The organism is Streptomyces sp. NBC_00442 (genome assembly GCF_036014195.1).
Taxonomy (GTDB): domain Bacteria; phylum Actinomycetota; class Actinomycetes; order Streptomycetales; family Streptomycetaceae; genus Streptomyces.
The window spans coordinates 6,711,258-6,728,962 of the sequence record NZ_CP107918.1 but is presented as its reverse complement, the minus strand read 5'-3'; the positions used below and the strand labels follow the sequence as shown (position 1 = coordinate 6,728,962).

Annotated in this window: 14 protein-coding genes; 4 read left to right on the top strand and 10 right to left on the bottom strand. The window is 71.7% G+C overall.

Annotated elements, in window-relative coordinates:
- Positions 1 to 5: 5 nt before the first annotated feature.
- Both OG432_RS30210 and OG432_RS30205 read left to right on the top strand, forming a co-directional pair.
- Positions 6 to 413 carry a CoA-binding protein gene (locus OG432_RS30210; protein ID WP_328314110.1) on the top strand — a complete coding sequence of 136 codons (408 nt, stop codon included), beginning with the start codon at positions 6 to 8 and terminating at the stop codon, positions 411 to 413.
- A 99-nt stretch (positions 414 to 512) separates the two neighbouring features.
- Positions 513 to 1,376, top strand: a complete 864-nt coding sequence (locus OG432_RS30205) for an alpha/beta fold hydrolase (RefSeq protein ID WP_328314109.1) — start codon at positions 513 to 515, stop codon at positions 1,374 to 1,376.
- A 66-nt stretch (positions 1,377 to 1,442) separates the two neighbouring features.
- On the opposite strand, the gene fxsT is transcribed toward OG432_RS30205, so the two are convergent.
- From fxsT to OG432_RS30170, 7 genes are all read right to left on the bottom strand, one after another.
- On the bottom strand, positions 1,443 to 5,417 hold the full coding sequence (gene fxsT, locus OG432_RS30200; RefSeq protein WP_328314108.1) for an FxSxx-COOH system tetratricopeptide repeat protein: 3,975 nt from the start codon (positions 5,415 to 5,417) through the stop codon (positions 1,443 to 1,445).
- Positions 5,410 to 6,756 carry a TIR-like protein FxsC gene (locus OG432_RS30195; protein WP_328314107.1) on the bottom strand — a complete coding sequence of 449 codons (1,347 nt, stop codon included), beginning with the start codon at positions 6,754 to 6,756 and terminating at the stop codon, positions 5,410 to 5,412. The genes fxsT and OG432_RS30195 overlap by 8 nt, the downstream gene beginning before the upstream one ends.
- A 194-nt stretch (positions 6,757 to 6,950) precedes the next feature.
- The gene (locus OG432_RS30190; RefSeq protein WP_328314106.1) at positions 6,951 to 9,377 is read right to left on the bottom strand and encodes an FxsB family cyclophane-forming radical SAM/SPASM peptide maturase; all 2,427 of its coding nucleotides are present in this window, start codon (positions 9,375 to 9,377) and stop codon (positions 6,951 to 6,953) included.
- Between the two features lie 20 nt (positions 9,378 to 9,397).
- Positions 9,398 to 9,589: a hypothetical protein gene (locus OG432_RS30185; RefSeq protein ID WP_328314105.1), complete on the bottom strand. Its 192-nt coding sequence runs from the start codon at positions 9,587 to 9,589 to the stop codon at positions 9,398 to 9,400.
- 401 nt (positions 9,590 to 9,990) lie between these two features.
- Positions 9,991 to 10,563: a helix-turn-helix domain-containing protein gene (locus OG432_RS30180; protein WP_328314104.1), complete on the bottom strand. Its 573-nt coding sequence runs from the start codon at positions 10,561 to 10,563 to the stop codon at positions 9,991 to 9,993.
- 133 nt (positions 10,564 to 10,696) lie between these two features.
- Positions 10,697 to 11,440, bottom strand: coding sequence for an acyltransferase (locus tag OG432_RS30175; protein WP_328314103.1), 744 nt, complete (start codon positions 11,438 to 11,440; stop codon positions 10,697 to 10,699).
- A gap of 72 nt (positions 11,441 to 11,512) precedes the next feature.
- Positions 11,513 to 12,043 (bottom strand): gamma carbonic anhydrase family protein, encoded by a 531-nt coding sequence (locus tag OG432_RS30170; RefSeq protein ID WP_328314102.1) that lies wholly within the window; start codon positions 12,041 to 12,043, stop codon positions 11,513 to 11,515.
- 128 nt (positions 12,044 to 12,171) lie between these two features.
- On the opposite strand from OG432_RS30170, the gene OG432_RS30165 reads away from it, so the two are divergent.
- On the top strand, positions 12,172 to 12,615 hold the full coding sequence (locus tag OG432_RS30165) for an SRPBCC family protein (RefSeq protein WP_328314101.1): 444 nt from the start codon (positions 12,172 to 12,174) through the stop codon (positions 12,613 to 12,615).
- A 90-nt stretch (positions 12,616 to 12,705) separates the two neighbouring features.
- Here the strand turns inward: OG432_RS30165 and OG432_RS30160 are convergent, their stop codons facing one another.
- The 3 genes from OG432_RS30160 to OG432_RS30150 all read right to left on the bottom strand — a co-directional run bounded on the left by OG432_RS30160 (position 12,706) and on the right by OG432_RS30150 (position 16,539).
- Positions 12,706 to 13,362: a DedA family protein gene (locus OG432_RS30160; protein WP_328314100.1), complete on the bottom strand. Its 657-nt coding sequence runs from the start codon at positions 13,360 to 13,362 to the stop codon at positions 12,706 to 12,708.
- 74 nt (positions 13,363 to 13,436) lie between these two features.
- Positions 13,437 to 15,929: a beta-glucosidase family protein gene (locus tag OG432_RS30155; RefSeq protein ID WP_328314099.1), complete on the bottom strand. Its 2,493-nt coding sequence runs from the start codon at positions 15,927 to 15,929 to the stop codon at positions 13,437 to 13,439.
- 172 nt (positions 15,930 to 16,101) lie between these two features.
- A complete protein-coding gene (locus OG432_RS30150; protein WP_328315304.1) occupies positions 16,102 to 16,539 on the bottom strand; it encodes a DUF4442 domain-containing protein in 438 nt (145 codons plus the stop codon).
- A 110-nt stretch (positions 16,540 to 16,649) separates the two neighbouring features.
- Here OG432_RS30150 and OG432_RS30145 point away from each other — a divergent pair, with 110 nt between their 5' ends.
- A complete protein-coding gene (locus OG432_RS30145) occupies positions 16,650 to 17,690 on the top strand; it encodes a hypothetical protein (RefSeq protein ID WP_328314098.1) in 1,041 nt (346 codons plus the stop codon).
- Positions 17,691 to 17,705 lie beyond the last annotated feature (15 nt).

The window sequence follows — 17,705 nt, the reverse complement described above, 5'->3', positions numbered from 1 at the left end:
ACCCCGTGTACGCCGATCAGGAAACCGTCCGCAAGATCCTCACCTCCACCGGCTCGACCTGGGCCGTCGTCGGGCTGTCCTCCAACGAGGGGCGGGCCGCCTACGGGGTCGCCCGTGTCCTGCAGCGGTTCGGCAAGCGTGTCGTGCCGGTCCACCCCAAGGCCGAGACCGTCCACGGCGAGCAGGGCTACGCCTCCCTCGACGCGATCCCGTTCCCGGTCGACGTCGTGGACGTGTTCGTGAACAGCGACCTCGCCGGGGCGGTGGCCGACCAGGCCGTGGCCATCGGGGCGAAGGCCGTCTGGTTCCAGCTGGGCGTCATCGACGAGGATGCCTGCGAGCGCACCCGCGCCGCCGGGCTCGACATGGTCATGGACCGCTGCCCCGCGATCGAGATCCCCCGCCTCGGCTGAGCGCCGCTTCGGCGCTCGCGCATTGGACGAGTGGGGGTATGTACCACTGAATCGCCCGCGCTCATACTGGCGCCAACCAGACCTACGGGGAGGCACCAGTTGGGGGAGCTGATTCGTACCAGGGACGGGCGCGACTTAGCGGTCGAGAATTACGGGAACCCGCGGGGCAGACCGGTGTTCCTGCTGCACGGCACCCCGGGGAGCCGGCTGGGGCCCGCGCCGCGCAGCGCGGTGCTCTACCGCCTCGGCGTGCGCCTGATCACCTTCGACCGGCCCGGGTACGGCGACTCGGACCGGCTGCCGGGGCGCCGGGTGGCGCACGCCGCGGCGGACGTGGAAGCCATCGCCGACGCGCTGGGGATCGACGAGTTCGCCGTGGTGGGGCGGTCCGGCGGCGCGCCGCACGCACTGGCCTGCGCGGCGCTGCTCCCGGGCCGCACCGCGCGGGCCGCCGCGCTCGTGGGTCTGGCTCCGCGCGACGCGCAGGGGCTCGACTGGTTCGAGGGGATGACCGAGTCCAATGTGCGGGAGTACATCAACGCAGCTGCCGGAAAGGGCCAGTTGACGACAGCCCTGGAGATGCGGTCGATCACGATCCGTTCCGATCCCCGGCGCTCGGTCGCCGACATGCGCCACGGCCTGCCGGGGCCGGACCGCGGCATCGTCGCCGACGCGGGGATCCGCGCCATGCTGGAGCGCAACTTCGAGGAGGGGCTGCGTAGTTCGGCCGACGGCTGGGTCGACGACGTCATGTCCTTCAGCACCGACTGGGAGTTCCGGCCCGAGGACATCGGCGCGCCGGTGCTCCTGTGGCACGGCGAGCAGGACGTGTTCGCGCCGGTGCAGCACACGCGCTGGCTCGCCGAGCGAATTCCCGGCGCCCAGTTGATCGTCGAGCGCGGCGCCGCGCACTTCGGGGCGCTGCGGGTGCTCACCCGGGTGCTGAGCTGGGCCACCTGGTGAGTCCGGGGGCGCGCCCGAGCCCGTGGGGCCGAGCACTCCCCCCTCCCCTCGCACCGGTCGCGCCGGTCACACGGGCTGCGGTTCGAGGTCGCGGTTGATCCGGCGCCAGGCGCGTGCCGCCTCGGCGATCGGATGGTCCACGCCCAGCTGCTTGGCCGCCGGCTCCAGGATGGAGGCGCGCAGCCGCTGGGCCTCCTCCTCCCGGCCGGCCGCCCGGAGCGTGATCGCCAGGTTGGAGCGGCAGGCGAGCACATCGGGGTGGGTGGGTCCGAACCGCTCCAACAGGCCCTTGAGCGCGGTGCGTTCCCACCGTTCGGCGAGGTCGGGCCGGCCCAGGTCGCCGTAGGCGTTGGCGAGGTTGACCGCGGCGCACAGGGTGAACGGGTGGCGCGGTCCGAGGACTTCCTCCAGCGCCGCCCGCACGTCCTCGCCACCCCGCACCGCTTCCTCCGCGGCGCCCAGGCCCCGCCGGTAGATGCAGACGTTGTTGCGGCAGGCCAGGGTGAAGGGGTGCTCGCTGCCCAGGGTTCCCTGGTAGCCCTCCAGGGCCTGAAGGGCCAGGTCGAGGGCGGCCCGCTTGTCCCCGGTCGCCGAGAAGTCGGCGGCCAGGTTGAGGCAGCACGCGAGCGCGTCGGGCGCCTTGGTTCCGTACCGGCCCCGATAGCGGTTGTACGTTTCCTCGGTCAGGCGTTTCGCCTCGTGCGGGTGGCCCGCCTTGCGCAGGGACACCGCGAGACTCTTGGCGGTGCGCAGGGCCTCGGGCACGTCCGCGTTGAGGACCCGCTCGAACGCGGCCACCACTTCCCGCAGGAGCTGCACCGAGGCCGTGTACTCGCCGCTCTCGCGCAGATCGCGCGCGAGGTGGCCCTTGGTGGTGAGGGTGAAGGGGTGCTCGTCGCCCAGTAAGGCGCTGCGGCGCTCCACGGTCTCCTCGTCCAGCCTGCGGGCCGCCTCGCTGTCGCCGCTGAGCCGGTAGTCGATGGCGAGGTTGTTCGCGGCGATGAGGGTGCGCGGGTGGTTCTCGCCGAAGATCTGCCGCAGGCCGTGGTAGATCCGCAGGTCGCGGGTGAGCGCCTCGTCGAACCTGCCGAGCGCGCGCAGGTCCGCGGCGAGGCTGCCGGTGGTGATGAGGATGCTGGGGTGGTCGTCGTTGGGGTGGTCCTTGTGCAGGACGCTGATCTGGCGGGCGAGGGTGTCCTCGTCCATCGCGCGCGCCTCCTGGTACTTGCCCTGGGCGCGCAGGGCGTTGGCGAGCTCGAAGCGGATGTTGAGGGTCTGGAGGTCGTTCTCGCCCAGCTCGCGGGTCCAGACCTTGTTGAGCTGGGTGCCGAGCACCCGGGCGCTCTCCAGCTCGCCGCGCTTGAGCAGATAGCGGATGCGGTCGACCATGAGCTGGCGGACCTTCTCCTCGTCGCAGTCGGCGATGCCCGAGGCGGACAGGTGCGGCCAGATCAGTTCGAAACTGGGCCAGCTCTTGGGGTCGTTGACGGGGTTGTCGCGGTCGACGCCCTCGACGGGGCGGGCCTCGGCCAGGATGCGGTGCACCTCGTGCTTGGCGGTGTCGGCCTCGTCGTCGCTGAGCCCGGACCGCACCGCGGCCTGCACGAGCCGGTGCACCTGGATGCTGCTGTCCGCGGGGTCGACCTTCGCCAGCGCGAAACGGTTCAGCGTCTGGATGACCTTGCCCAGCATGTACCGGTCGCGCAGGTCCGGGTCGTACGGCAGCAGGGACTCGAACATCGAGTCGCTGCCGATGAGCCGCATCGAGATGGGTTCGGCCGAGAAGAAGGAGCAGAGTTCCAACAGGCGCACCGCGGCCTTGGACTCGTCGCGCAGCCGCCTGATGGAGATGTTCCAGGTGGCGCCGATCTGTTCCGAGTAGTCCTCGGGCTTGCCGAGCGAGAGCACCTTGGTGCTCTGCTCCCTGAGCTGTTCCACGTAGGCGTCGACCGGGGTGGCCGTCTCGGCGAGCCAGGCCGCCGCGACCTCCACGGCGAGCGGCAGGTCGCCGACCGCGTCGGCGACCCGGTCGGCGTCGGCGGCCGGGAGCTTCGTCACCCGGCGGCACAGGTGCTCGACGCTCTCCGGGCGGGTGAAGACCTCCACCTCTATCGCCTCGACCTGGGTGGACGCCGGCTTGTTGCGGCACGTCGCGAGGATGTGGCCGTAGGTCGTGCCGGAGATGGGCTCGGTCTCCTCCGGGAGCAGTTTCAGCGCCCGGTCGAGGTCCTCGACGTTGTCGAAGATCAGCAGCCAGCGGGAGTAGGGCGCGCCGCGGCGCAGCGCCTGGAGGGCGGCCGCCGCGGCCTCGGCCACCACGTCGCCGGCCCTGAGGTCCATCTCCTCGGCCAGCTCGGCCAGCGAGGACACGACGCGGTCGGGCTGCTCGGACTCGATCCACCACACCAGGTCGTAGTCGGCACGGAAGCGGTGCGCGTACTCCCGCGCCACCTGTGTCTTGCCGACGCCGCCGAGGCCGTAGAGGACCTGCGGGAAGCGCTGGGCCGAGCGGCTGTCACCGCGCAGCTGGTCGCGCAGCCGTTCCAGGACGGAGGTGCGGCCCGTGAACCAGGCGTGCCGGGGCCGGACGTTCCAGATCTTGGGCACGCTGCCGGGGTAGCGGGGTCCCGCGGGCGCGGCAGCGAGGGCGCCGCCCGCATCGGCCCGGTCGAACGCCTGGAGCACGGCGGCCGCCGCGTCCTGTTCGTCGAGGCGTACGAGGTCGACGACGCCCCGGCTGCTGAGCGGCGGGCTGAGCCGGACGTCGCCGACGCGGATCGGCAGGATCTGGCGGCGTCCGCCCGCCGGGTCGAGCCCGGATCCGGAGTCCCAGGCGGTCCTCGCCCGCTCGGTGGTGAGGTAGGCCTGCGACACCACGGGGATGATCCGGTATCCGGCGCCGGCCGTGAACTCTGCTTCCGCCGCCGCCGATTGGGGGGTGCGGGCGTCGATCGGCACGACGTGGAAGCCGGCGATCGTCAGGACGTGGACCAGCCAGTCGGCCCACATCTGGTCCTCGGCGACATGGGTGAGCACGATGTTGGAGGGCGGCATGGGCCTGCGCCGGGTGTACGCGGCGACGTGGGTGAGCCGGTCGGCCTCGTCCATCGGGGGCAGTGAGTTGACCAGGCCGCCGGTGAGGACGGACGTGAGCCGTTCGCAGGCGCTGAGCATGGAGCTGCTCACGTTGGGCGCGTCGCCGAAGGTGGCGAGGATCTCCTCGTAGGCGTAGAAGGGCCGGTAGGGGACCTCGACGGTGCCCCAGTAGTTGCCGAGCTCTTCGGGGCTGAGGCCGCCGGGGAAGCCGGGGAAGCTCTCGCGGGCCAGGGCCCGTCCCGCGTCGGCCTTCTCCTTCTCGCCGTCGTCGATGCGCATGGGGACGGGCAGGATGCGGATGCGCCGCTCGTGGTAGCGCTCCTCGATGTCGCGGGCCACCGCGGAGGCGCCGTCGATGCTCTGGTCGCTCAACGTGAAGCACACGACCAGCACTTCGGGCATCTGGACGGTGCAGATGTCGGCGATGTCGCTGAGCCCGGTGCGGCTGTCGATCAGCGTGTAGTCGTAGTGGCGTTGCATGTCGTCGCGCATGGCGTCGAAGAACTGGCCGCCGCCGAAGCGCTCGTGGAAGTCGTCCCAGTCCATCTTGCCCACGATGGAGGGGTAGTCGCGGTTGCGCCGCCCCGCGGACAGGAAGTCCAGGCTGCCGCCCTTGGGGAAGTTCCAGTTGAGGGAGGTGGCGTGGGGGCGCACCCGTGCGTAGTCGCGGTGCCAGTCGGGGTCGCGGTCGGCGGGGCGCCTGGCCTCGTCCTGGTAGTCGGTGATCAGGTTGATCAGACCCGGGGTGGCCTCCAGGCCCGCCAGGTCGAGGAAGGGGTGGAAGAACCGGTGGAGGCCCGGCGCCTCCAGGTCCCAGTCGACCGCGAGCACCCGGTATCCGTTGGCCGCCAGGATCCACGCGCAGTTGGCCAGCGCCATGGTCCGTCCGGTGCCGCCCTTGTACGAATAGAACGTGACGACGGTCCCGTTGCGGTTCTCAGTCATCTGATGAGCCCTCCGCCTTATCACCGTAGTTCTTGTCCTGGTCCGTGCTCTGACCACGGCCGCCGGGGTCCCTGACGCCGTAGCCGATCCCGCCCGGAAGGACCCGGGGCATCGGCCCACCGCTCCCGGGCGGTGGATAGGTCGGCGCGTTGGCCTCGTAGTGCCTGACCGCCGCTTTCACGGCCCCGGGAATCGCCTTGCTGAACGCTTCGAGGCTGGGCAGTCCGGTGCCCGTCGTGCGGTGCCCGTCGTTCTCGTCGGCCCGGCGGGAGAGGGCGGCGTCGGCCTGCTGCGCCAACTCCTCGTTGCGCGCCCGGGTCTGGGGGTCCTCCAGGTTGCCGGGGACCAGGACGCTGATCCAGGGCCGGCGGGTGGCGCACAGCTGGTCCACCAGTTCGCGGCGGCGCCTGGCGTCCAGGGCCCAGCGGTCGAGCAGCAGCAGACCCGGGGCGGGCGGGCCCGAGGCGAGCAGCCGCTGGGGCTCGGCCTCGAAGTCGCTGAGGTGCACGGTGTAGTTCAGGTTGCGGACGACGTCGACGGTGTGGTCGGCGAGGGGTCTGGAGGAGGCCGGATGGTACGGGTTCCAGTCGAGGGACTCGGTTCCGTAGCATTCCGGGCCGCGTCCGGCGGGGAGGGTGGAGCGCGAGCAGGCGAGGACGGAGACCTCCATTTCGCGGGTGGGTCCGCCGGTGGGGCCGAAGGCGGACGGCACCTTGGCATAGTCCTGGTGCGGGTCGCCGGGTGCCAGCTGGGACTGCTGGGCCACGTTCACGATGCGTTTGGCCAGCCGGTAGACGGCGCGCTCGTACTGGTCGCGCAGGTAGTTGAGCTTGATGAGGCCGTAGAAACCCTCGTCGGCGTATTCCTCGCCGAATGTGGCGTGGTTGAACTGGAGGCGCTCGGCGGGCTGCGGCAGCTGTCTCGTCGGTACGGGCACCCACAGCGCGGGCACGACGCCGGTGACGGGGTTGCTGGTGTGGTGGCCGTTACGGCTGTTCTGTGCGGCGGCCCGGCTGGAGAAGGCGAACCACTCCCGGCCGCACTGTTCGCTGAGGAAATAGCGGGGCGAATAGAGCGGGACGAACACCTTGCAGTGGGCCAGCGCCTCCGAAAGCCGTTCCTGCCACCCTTCACCGGGCTGCATCTGCTGGTCCATGAAGCCGGCGCTGCCGGCCGGGAGCGGCGTCAGCTGCATCACGTGCGCACAGAGGTCCCGGAAGAAGCGCTGGACCCAGAGGTTGGGGTCCTTGTCCTTGGGGTCGCTCTTCGGCGTGTGTGCGTAGCTGAGGAAGAAGTATGGCTTCTGTTCGTCTTCACCGGCCCCCACTGATCCGTGCACCACTGTCTCCCCCGGTCCAAGTGGATGGGTGCTCAGTGTAGGAACGGAAGATTCTCCGAAGGAACAGAACGAACAAACCCATGGACCGATCCACTCGTGGATCACCGATCAGATCATGACCGAAACCATGCGCCGGTCATTGAGTGGATCAATCAAATGGGGGCAGAATTCCCGCAATTCGCTGGGGAATTCGGTCAACTCGCTCCTTCGGTACGGGCTTTCCACTCGGCGCGGTGGCGCCGGGCGGAGCGCTCGGCGGCCGACCGCGCGGCCGCGGAGACCGGCTCGGCCTGCCACCCCGCCGCCGTCTCGGCCATACCGGTCACGAAGGCTTCCCCCAGGTCGGAGAGGGACCCGGAGCCGAGGAGCACGTCGACCGCGTCCGAGGTCTGATGCCGCCAGCGCGCGAACTGCGCCTCGGCTTCGGCGCGCTGGCCGGATCCTCGCGCCGTTTCTCGGCGCACCCGCCAGAAGTCGGTCACCGCGATGTGTGCGTACGTCCCCTGGAGCAGCCCGCCGATCGGGCGAGGATCGGGGCGCCAGGGGGCGTAGTGGAGGGCGCGGTCGGCCTTGTCGTACAGGTCGACCGCGTCGAGCAGGGCGGCGAGTTTCACGTGCTGGAACTCGTGGACGATGAGCAGGGCGAGCTGATCGGGCGAGGAGGGCCTGGCCGCCCCGATCGCGCCCCAGGCCTCCTTGCACGCGGCGCTGACGTTGCTGCCGTCGGGCGCGTACAGGGGGGTGATCAGGCGCAGTCCGGCGGCCACCGCGTCCGCGTACGCGGGCAGTTCGCGCCGGATCAGGGACCGGGCGACGGTGAGGTCCTCGGCCCACAGCTTGATCTCGTCGGCGGCGATGCGTCGTGCGACGGGCCAGGTGTGGCAGTCCCGCAGCGGGTCGGTGTCCTCGATCGCGACGCTCCAGCCGTCGCTCTCGAAGAGGCGTACGGGCTCCCAGTGCGGGGACGCGCCGTCGAGGCCCTCGTGCCGGCCGATCTCGAACCGGCGGACACCCGCGCGCACCGCGAACCCCTCGGCAGCGCCGCTCACTTCGGCCTCGTCGACGCCGCCGGCGAGGCGGACCGTGCCGAGTCCCGGCAGGCGCAGCGCGCCGCCCTGCACCGGCACGGTGACGCCGAGGTCGAGTCCTGCCCGCACCACCGTGGCCGCGGCGATCTCGGCGAGACCGCCCGCGGGGGCCGCACGGCCTTCGAGGACGCTCAGCGCCCACGGCCTGGTGTAGGGGTGGGCGAGGACCGCGTCGAGCTCCGCGGGCGCCTCGGCGTCCAGCTGCGTCAGGAGCTCCCAGGCGGCCGTGGCCTCACGGTCGGACAGCGCGATGCAGCCGCTGACGGCGGCGAGCAGCTCCTGGTTGACGTCGAGTTGGGCGGCGGCCAGGCGCGTGATGGTGTCCGCACCACCGAATCCGGCGGCCAGCGCGTCGAAGTCGCGCTGGGGAAGCGGGAGTTCGACGGCCGGCGGAGCGCTCGGGGCCGCGGGCACGACCGCCTCCCGGTCTCGGATGGTGGTCACCAGGGCCAGCAGGTCGGGGCAGAACACGGACGGGTTGTCGAAGTCGCTGCCGGTGCGGTAGCGGTGGGCGTAGAGCCCGCCGCCGCAGGACCGCACCACCGGGCAGGCGCGGCACTGGGCGCAGAGCTGCTCGATGCCCTGCTGGCGGGCGAGCATGCCGGGGTGCTGGAGGACGTCGTCGAGTGAGTGCGTGAAGACGTCCATGCCGGTGGCGGGCGCTCCGTCGTACGACGTCTTCAGGCTGTCGGCCTGCTCGAACGTGCCGTCGGTCTCGATCACGACGAGGTCGGCGGGGGCGAGCCCGAGGGATTCGGTGAGGCTGCTCTCGCCGCGCAGGGTGCGCAGCACGGAGTCGAAGACGCGCACCGGCACGGTGCGTCCCGCCGCGTCCCAGCGCCGGTAGACGGCGTCGAGCCACGCGGCGTACGGGGTGGCGGCGCCGCCCGGCCGGGGCGGGGGCGTGTCCCAGGTGGCATGCGGGAGGAGGAAGTCGATCCGGGGCGGCGCGAGTTCGACCAGCGCGTCGTAGACGGCGACCGGGTCGTTCTCGACGTCGATGGTGCACAGCAGGCCGGCGAACAGGGCCCGGTAGCGGGGGCGGTTGAGCAGCTCCACGGCGCGGATGACCTTGTGGTGACTGCTGCGGCCGTCGGCGTAGCGGCGGTGGCGGTCGTTGGAGACCTTGTCGCCGTCGAGCGAGACCCCGACCTTGATGCCGAGTTCGAGGAAGAGGTCACAGAAGTTCTCGTCCAGGAGCACGCCGTTGGTGTGCATCCGCAGGTCGAGTGCGCTCACTCCGCGCAGCGCCCGCCGGAGCTCCTCGGCGGCGCGCCGCAGCCTGGCGGGCCCGGCGAGCAGCGGTTCGCCACCGTGCAGGACGACGTGGACCGTGGGGAGGTCGTGACGGCGGGCGTGTTCGGCGATGCGGTCCGCCACTCGGGCGAGGATCTCGTCGGAGACCGCCTTCGGTCGGCCGCGCCAGCTCGTGTCGGCGTGTTCGTAGACGTAGCAGTGATCGCAGGCCAGGTCGCAGCGGCTGTGGACCTTCAGGACGAACTGCGACAGAGCGGGCTGAATCGGCCGGTTCATGGAGGCGCGTCGATCCGGTCTCAGAGCGCCGACTGGAAGGCGGAGGTGCCGGGCACCGCCGTGTTCGCGCCGGCCGCCACCACCCTGGTCAGGTTCGCCGGGGCCCTGCCGGCGCTCTGCGCCGCCGCCCTCTTCACCAGCGGCAGCCGCCGCCCGGCCGGCCTGCGGGGTGCGGGGCCGGGCCGTTCGGCCGCCGAGACGAGAGCTTCCACGTGAGCGCCTTTCGGACTGGAGCACCGTTTTTGCAGTGGGCGGTTCCCGATCACTGCGCACAACACGGCTCGAAGAACATTGCGGGGGCTTCTGGTACGTCGTGCACTGCGGCCGCGTTCCGCGCCCATGGGTGCTCACGCGCCACGAGCGACCGGTGTGGCCGCTGCCGCCTCCCGGGACCACACAACTGCGTGGGCCCGTGCCCGGGTTCGGCGTGGGCACCGAAATCACCCGCACGGGTGGTTTCGTCGGAGGTGAACGCGGCACGCCCGTCTCTCCGGAGCCACGAAATCGACCATAATTCAGCGTCCACCCGGCGCGGGCCCGATTACCAGATACGGACGCAAAGTCATCCGGAATGCGAGGACCCCGCGGGGGCTCCGACGCGTCGCAGCGGGTCTCAGCGTTCGAACGGTACGGACACGGCCATCGTCATCTCGACCGTCTCGGGTCCCTCATTACCGTACGTGTGCGCCGCGTTGGCCTCGAACGACGCCGAATGACCTGCGGGGACCGGGTAGTTGACGCCGTCCACCCGCAGGGTGAGCGTGCCCCGGGTGACATGGAGCAGCTCGACCGTGCCGGCCGGGTGCGGATCGGAGGGGCTCGCGTCGCCGGGCTCCAGCGTCCAGTGCCACAGCTCCAGCGGGCCGGGGGCCTCGGTGCCTGCGAGCAGGACGCTGTGGCTCCCGCGCTCGGTCGACCAGAGCCGCACGGCCTGCTCGGGCGGGACGATGCGGACCGCCGGGCCGCTCTCGTAGTCGAGCAGCGTGGTGATGCTCACGCCGAGCGCGTCGCCGATCTTCACGACGGTGCCCACGCTGGGATTGGTCCTGGCCTGCTCGATCTGGATGAGCATGCCGCGGCTGACTCCGGCGCGGGCCGCGAGTGCCTCCAGGGTGAAACCGCGCTCGGTGCGCCAGCGCTTGACGTTGCGGGCCAGTGACTGGGTCAGCAGTTCGAGGTCCGACACATTCCGTCCATGAGGTGGGCCCCGGGAGGCCGTCCGATGTTGTGGTGACGGGCCGTGTGGTGCGCCCACTGGTCTCCGCTGTCGCCCCACTGTACTGCGGGGCACTTCGAGGCCTCGCGGCCTGCCGTGGAGGTCAGGACTCTTCCGAGGCCAACTCCGCGATGGCGAGCAGCTGTTCCGGGGTGACGCCCTCCGGGATGGGCACCGGCGCGGGCGTGCGCAGCGGTGGCTGCCAGCCGTCCTGCTCGTTCCAGGTGCGCACGATCCTCGCGGGCGCCCCGGCCACCACCGCGTGGTCGGGCACCTCGCCGCGTACGACGGCGCCCGCGGCCACGACCACGTTGCGGCCCAGACGGGCCCCGGGCAGCACCACCGCGCCGGTGCCGAGCCAGCAGCCGGGGCCGATCTCCACGGGCTCCATGCGCGGCCACTGCTTGCCCACGGGCTGGTGCGGGTCGTCGTAGCTGTGGTTGGTCGAGGTGATGTAGACGTACGGGCCGCAGTAGGTGTCCGAGCCGATGGTCACGGTCGTGTCGGCGATGACGTGGCTGCCGCGGCCGAGCACGACCCCGTTGCCCAAGGTCAGAATGGGGTCGGCCCCGAGGTCGAGACCGGGCATCATTCCGGCCGTGAGGGTGACCTGTTCGCCGATGATGCAGTGGTCGCCCAGCTCGATCCAGGGCTCGCCGAACACGGTGCCCTGCGGGAAGGCGAGGCGGGTTCCCGAGCCGATCCGGCGGAAGCGCAGCTTTCCGGGGTGCTCGGCGGTGACCGCGCCCGCCGCCTTGACCAGGCCCCAACCGCCGTGGACCGCGCGGGAGGCGATGCGGCGCCGCCAGGCGGTCAGCGATGAGAACGTGTTTCTGTTCTTGGGCACGCGCTCACGGTACTCATCGCCGGCCGGGTCGATCGCCGCCGACGCCTGTGATCTTCCGCTCAGCCCCCGGCGTCAGCCGCCGTGCGCCGCGCGGTGGTCCTCGGCGAGGCCGCGGTACATCAGGGCGTTCACCTTGATCCCCTCGCGCTCCTCGTCGGTCAGCGCGCGCCGTACCTTCGCCGGTACGCCCGCGACCAGGGAGCCGGGCGGCACGTCCATGCCCTGCGGCACCAGGGCGTGCGCCGCGATCAGCGATCCGGCGCCGATGCGGGCGCCGTTGAGGACCGTGGAGCCCATGCCGACCAGGACGTCGTCCTCGACCGTGCAGCCGTGCAGCACCGCGTTGTGCCCCACGGTGACGCGCTCGCCGATGGTGACCGGGAAGCCGGGGTCCACGTGCACGGTGCAGTTGTCCTGGATGTTGCTGTCGGCGCCGACGACGACCGGTCCGCAGTCGGCCCGCAGGACCGCGTGGTACCAGACGCTCGCACCGTCGGCCAGGGACACCTCGCCGAGCACCACCGAGGTGGGTGCGGTGAATGCGGTCGGGGCGATCCGGGGCGACTTGCCGCCCACTGCCACGACCAACGCCTGCTCTGCCATGCGCCACTCCTTGTACGGACTCGATCGCGCCGGGTGTCACGCTAAGCGACGACGCCGCGGCCTCCGCGGCCGGGTCCCGCATCACGAGCCTGCGATGCGTGCGACCCCGGCCCGCTTACGATCGCGCGATGGCACTCTTCCGGATCGAACGCCGCACCGACCTGACCCCCGACGAAGCCTGGCGGCGGCTCACCGACTGGGAACGGCACGGCGACAGCGTCCCGTTGACCCGGGTCACGGTGCGCACCGCGCCGCCGACGGGCCGGGGCACGGTCTTCGTGGCCCGCACCGGCCTGGGCCGCCTGTGCTTCCAGGACCCGATGGAGATCACCCGCTGGCAGCCGCCGGTCCCGGGAACACCGGGCCGGTGCCGGCTGGAGAAGCGGGGCCGGACGATCGCGGGCTGGGCCGAGATCGAGGTGGGAGCGGCCGGGCGGGGCGCGTACCTGGTCTGGCGCGAGGAGCTGCGCGTACGCGGAGTGCCGCGCGCCTTCGACCCGGTGACCGCCGGGGCCGGCCGGGTCGTGTTCGGCCGGGCCGTGAAGGTGCTGCTGCGTGACCGTTCCGCCTGAGCGGGCCGCACCGAGTGCCGGGGGCAGGGCCGCCCGGCACTGGATCGAGCGGGCCGACGGGAGGGAAAGGACCGAGCCGAACGGCTGAGTTCAGTCGCCGGCCGGGACGTTTTCCGGCGTGGACCGTGCCGCGTCCGCCTCCGCCATGGACTTCTTCGCCCGGTTCTTGACGACCAGCATCGACGCGACGCCGATCAGGAGCGCCGCCACCAGACCCAGGTAGGAGAAGTTCTTCAGCCAGGATTCGGCGACGATGCCGAGATAGTAGATGACGGCCGTGGTGCCGCCCGCCCAGCAGATGCCGCCGAGCACGTTGGCGATGAGGAACTTCCAGTACGGCATGTGCAGGACGCCCGCGAGCGGACCCGCGAAGATGCGGAGCAGGGCGATGAAGCGGCCGAAGAAGACGGCCCACATGCCCCACTTCTGGAAGGAGCGCTCCGCGAGGGCGACATGGCCCTCGCTGAAGTGCTTCGGGAATTTGCGGCCGAGCCACGCGAGGAGGGGCCTGCCGCCCTTGCGGCCGATCGCGTAGCCGATCGAGTCGCCGACCACCGCTCCCGCGGTGGCGCAGGCGCCGAGCACGACCGGGTTGATGTGCCCCTGTTGCGAGGCGAGCAGGGCCGCACTGACCAGGACGATCTCGCCGGGCAGTGGGATGCCGAGGCTTTCGACGCCGATGACGAGCGCCACCAGGAGATAGACACTGACGGCGGGGATGTGCTCCAGCCACTCCTGGATGTGCAACGCGCTTCCTCCCGCTCGCACCGGGTCGCGGCCCGGCGTGCGCCCCCCTGGCGCACGCCGGGAAGCCTACCCGGTCACGGCCGAGGGCCCGCCGCGCCCGATCGGACCTGGCCACGGCCGACGAGCCGCGCCTCGGCCGCGGAGACACCCACGCTCACCTCGCGGGTTCCGGTGCCAAGGACCCAGCCGTGCCGGTCCGGGTCCCACGAGGAGAGCGAGCGGGCCGAGACGCGTACGGTCACGCGCTCGACGGCGCCGGCCGCCAGTTCCAGGCGGCGGTAGCCGGCCAGGGCACGGCGCGCCTGGTCGAGCCGGAGGTCGGGCGAGGGGCCGAGGTAGACCTGGGCCACGGTGACGCCCGCGCGGCTTCCGGTGTTGCGGACGGTGAAGGTGACGCCGAGCCCGTCGCCGTCGGGGCGCACGCTCAGGCCGGAGTACGCGAACGTGGTGTAGGACAGCCCGTGCCCGAAGGGGAAGAGCGGCGTGACGCCTTGGGCGTCGTACCAGCGGTAGCCGAGGTGGATGCCCTCCGAGTACTCCTGGGTGCCGTCCACACCGGGGTAGCGGCGCGGGTCCCCGGCCACCGGGTGGCGGTCGTCGGACGCGGGGAAGGTCTGGGTGAGCCGCCCCCCGGGGTCGCACTCCCCGAACAGGACGGCCGCGGTGGCCTCGGCGCCCTCCTGGCCCGGGTAGTACATCTGCAGGACGGCGCCGGTGCGCGCCAGCCACGGCATGGTGGTGCTGGACGAGGTGTTGAGCACCACGGCGGTACGGGGGTTGGCGGCGGCGACCGCCTCGATCAGCTCGTTCTGGTGGCCGGGCAGGGCGAGGCCGGTGCGGTCGGCCCCCTCGGTGGCGTCCTCGTACGCGAACAGGACGACGCTCTCGGCCGCCCGTGCGGCGCGCACCGCCTCGGCGACGTCGGCGGCCCGGGTGGCGCCGGTGGTGCGCCGGAGCCGGAAGAGCTGCCCCGAGCGGCCGCCCTTGGCGGTGACGGCGAGCCGGTGCGGGCCCTCGGTGAGGCGCAGTGTGCTGCGGCGCACGTCGAGACCGTCGGGCGCGGTGCCGACGAGTCCGCCGCCGAACAGTTCGCCGAGGCCGGGCGCGGGCGGGAAGAGTTCGGTGTCGTCGAGGACGACCTTGGGGCGGTCGCCGGAGTAGTGGATGGTGAAGGTCCACTCGTCCGGGTCGGTCACGGTGAGGGTGCCGGCGTAGGTGAAGGTGACGCCGGCGGAGACGCGCTGCCCCTCGAAGTCCGCACCGGGCGAGGTGCCGGGCAGCGGCTTGCCGTAGAGGTCCTCGCCCATCGCGTAGCTGACGTCGGCGTCCTTGCCCGCGTGGGTTCTGATGGCGTCGAGGGGGCTCGCCGCGCGGTCGGGGACGACGTGCGCGCTGCCTCCCCCGCCGATGAACGGGAGGGTTCCGGTGGGGCCGATCACCGCGATGGAGCGGGCCGCGGCGCCGGTGAGGGGAAGGGTGGCCGTCCGGTTGTGGAGCAGGGTGGCGCCCGCTTTGGCGATCTTGAGCGCGGTGTCGGCGCCGGCCCGCGGGTCGCGGGCCGGCCGGGCCGGAGCGTCCGCGTCGAGCAGCGAGAAGCGCTCCATGACGCCGAGGACGCGGCGTACGGCCCGGTCGACGAGCGTCTCGGGGACGCTGCCGTCGCCCACGGCCCGTTTCAGGGCGGCTCCGAAGTAGGGGCCGCTCGGCATCTCCATGTCGAGTCCGGCGGTGAGGGAGGCGACGGTGCTGTGCGCGGCGAACCAGTCGGTCATCACCCAGCCCTCGAAGCCCCAGCCGTCCCGCAGGATGTCGCTGAGGATTGGCTTGTTCTCGCAGGCGTAGGTCCCGTTGACCTTGTTGTACGCGCCCATCACGGCGCCCACACCCGCGGTGACGGCCGCTTCGAATCCGCGCAGCTCCATTTCGCGGAGGGGCTGTTCGGCGATCCGTACGTCGATGGACGTGCGGTTCTGTTCCTGGTTGTTGAGGGCGAAGTGCTTGACGGTGGCGATGAGCCCCTGGCTCTGGATGCCGCGGATCTCCTCGGCCACGAGGTCGGCGCTGAGCAGCGGGTCCTCGGAGAAGGTCTCGAAGTTCCGCCCGGCGTACGGGGTCCTGATCAGGTTGACCATGGGCGCGAGGAGGACGTCCTGGCCGAGCGCGCGTCCCTCGCGGCCGAGGACCTCGCCGTACTCGCGGGCGAGCGCGGGGTCGAAGGCGGAGGCGAGCAGTACGGGGGCCGGGAGGGCCGTCGCGTGCTCCCTGAGGCGCAGGCCGGCGGGCCCGTCGGCGAGACGGAGCGGGGGGATGGCGAGGCGGGGCACGCCGGCGAGGTAACCGGCCTGGCCGAGGCCGTGCGGGTCGGTGGCGCCGTGCAGCAGGGCGATCTTCTCGTCGAGGGTGAGACGGGTGAGCAGGGACTCGACCCGTGGCGGGACGGGGGTCCCGGCGCGGGCCCGGGGCAGGGCGGCGGCGGGAACCGCGAGGGTGCCGGTCGCGGCCGCCGCGACCGTGACGGCGCCGCCGAGCAGACGCAGTGCTGACCTTCGGGAAACCGGGTGGGACATGGACCGTCACTCCTTTGTGCGCGGGCACGCCGTGGTGGACCGCGGCACGGCCGGCGGTCTGTGTTCAGCGTGTGAACGCACTATGCGTCACGACGGAGTTGACCATCCGTCAGGCGCCCCGGGCGTCGCGCAACCTGGCACCGTCCGTCTCCGCGGGTTCGCGTGCGAACGGTCAGGAGTTGGGTCGCAGGGTCCACACGACGGTCATCTCGCCGGTCACGGCGCCGTCCGCGCGCGTGATCTCGATGACGACCGGGAACTCGGGGCGCTGCCCCGCGTCCAGCTCGGCCACCACGTCGGCGATCGGGCGGCCCAGGGTCGCGGTGGCGGTGACGACGCCCATGGCGAGCTTCTTGTAACCGATTTCCGCCTTGACGGCGAGCGGTACGGCACGGTTCATCTGGTCCCCGAAGGCGGCGATGACGATCGCACCGCTGGCGGACTCGGCGAGCGTGAACATCGCGCCGGCGTGGGGTCCGCCGACGTGGTTGTGGTAGTCGCTCTGGTCCGGGAGCCGCACCACGGCACGCTCGGGGGTGGTTTCGAGGAACTCCAGGTTGAGGGTCCTCGCCATGGGAACGGTCGCGGCGAGCATCTCGCCCACGGACATCTGATCAGCGCTCATGAGGCTCGATGTTACCCATGAGTAGCCGTTGTTGGCCATCCCTCGACGGGGGCGGCCGTAGCAGCAGTGCCGGTGCACCTCTATGGTTACTGGCCATGTGGCCAGGACAGCAGCCGCCCGGGGGCGAGCAGAACCCGCAGGATCCGAATCAGAACCCGTACCAGCAGCCGGGGTACCAGCAGCCGAACCCCTATCAGCAGCCGGGGCAGCAGCCCGCGCAGCCCGGGTATCCGCCGCAGGGTTACCAGACGCCCAACCCGTACCAGCAGCCGACGGTGCCGCAGTACCCGGTGGGCAGCCCGCCCGGTCCGCCGCAGCCGCCGAACAACAAGAAGAAGACCACGCTCATCGCCATCGTCGCGGCCGCCGCCGTGGTGGTGGCCGCCGCCGTGACGGGCGTGGTGGTCCTCAAGGACGACGGCAAGAGCACCGACCAGGCCGACGGCAAGGACAAGAAGTCGCCTTCGGCCTCCGGCTCGGGCCCCGCCGCGCCGTCCTCCCCCGCCGCCAACCCGCGGGGCGCCGGCACCGACGTCAAGCCGGTCATCGCCGGCTGGAAGGTCGTGGTGAACCCCACTCGGGGCGACGCCTTCGACGTGCCGCCGGACTGGGAGGTCGACAGCCCCGGCATGAGCGTGGGCTGGTCCGACGACGCGGACCCCAACGGGTTCGGCGGCATGATGATGACGTCCCCCGCCTACTACAAGTCCAAGTGGTGCACCACCAAGAGCGGCAGCGGCAACACCGAGAACACCGCGCTCGCCACCGTCGGCACCAAGGGCGCCAACGGCGCCAAGTCGACCGACGACGCGGCGGAGCAGGCCGACGACTGGCTGTACTACGCCTACACCCAGCCGGACAAGAACCACATCACCTCGGAGAAGCCGGTCCCCTACACGACCAAGTCCGGCCTTCAGGGCAGCGTGGTCCGCGCCAAGGCGACCGGCGCCAAGAAGACGGACAAGTGCTCCACCGACGGTCAGTCCGTGCTCTTCGGCTTCAAGACCGCCAAGGGCGACCTCGCCGCGTGGAGCCTCATCGCCGGCACGGGCGTGTCGGACGCGGTTCCCGAGGACACCATCCAGAAGATCCTCAGCACCATCCGCCTGGTGCCGACCTCCGGCTCCGGTTCCTGACCCACGGCGGCCACC

Bases quoted from the DNA above. Each gene is read 5' to 3' on its own strand.
- OG432_RS30190 (WP_328314106.1), bottom strand. From the start codon at position 9,377: ATGAACCGGCCGATTCAGCCCGCTCTGTCGCAGTTCGTCCTGAAGGTC.
- OG432_RS30145 (WP_328314098.1), top strand. From the start codon at position 16,650: ATGTGGCCAGGACAGCAGCCGCCCGGGGGCGAGCAGAACCCGCAGGAT.
- fxsT (WP_328314108.1), bottom strand. From the start codon at position 5,417: ATGACTGAGAACCGCAACGGGACCGTCGTCACGTTCTATTCGTACAAG.
- OG432_RS30165 (WP_328314101.1), top strand. From the start codon at position 12,172: ATGGCACTCTTCCGGATCGAACGCCGCACCGACCTGACCCCCGACGAA.
- OG432_RS30170 (WP_328314102.1), bottom strand. From the start codon at position 12,043: ATGGCAGAGCAGGCGTTGGTCGTGGCAGTGGGCGGCAAGTCGCCCCGG.
- OG432_RS30155 (WP_328314099.1), bottom strand. From the start codon at position 15,929: ATGTCCCACCCGGTTTCCCGAAGGTCAGCACTGCGTCTGCTCGGCGGC.
- OG432_RS30150 (WP_328315304.1), bottom strand. From the start codon at position 16,539: ATGTCCGTGGGCGAGATGCTCGCCGCGACCGTTCCCATGGCGAGGACC.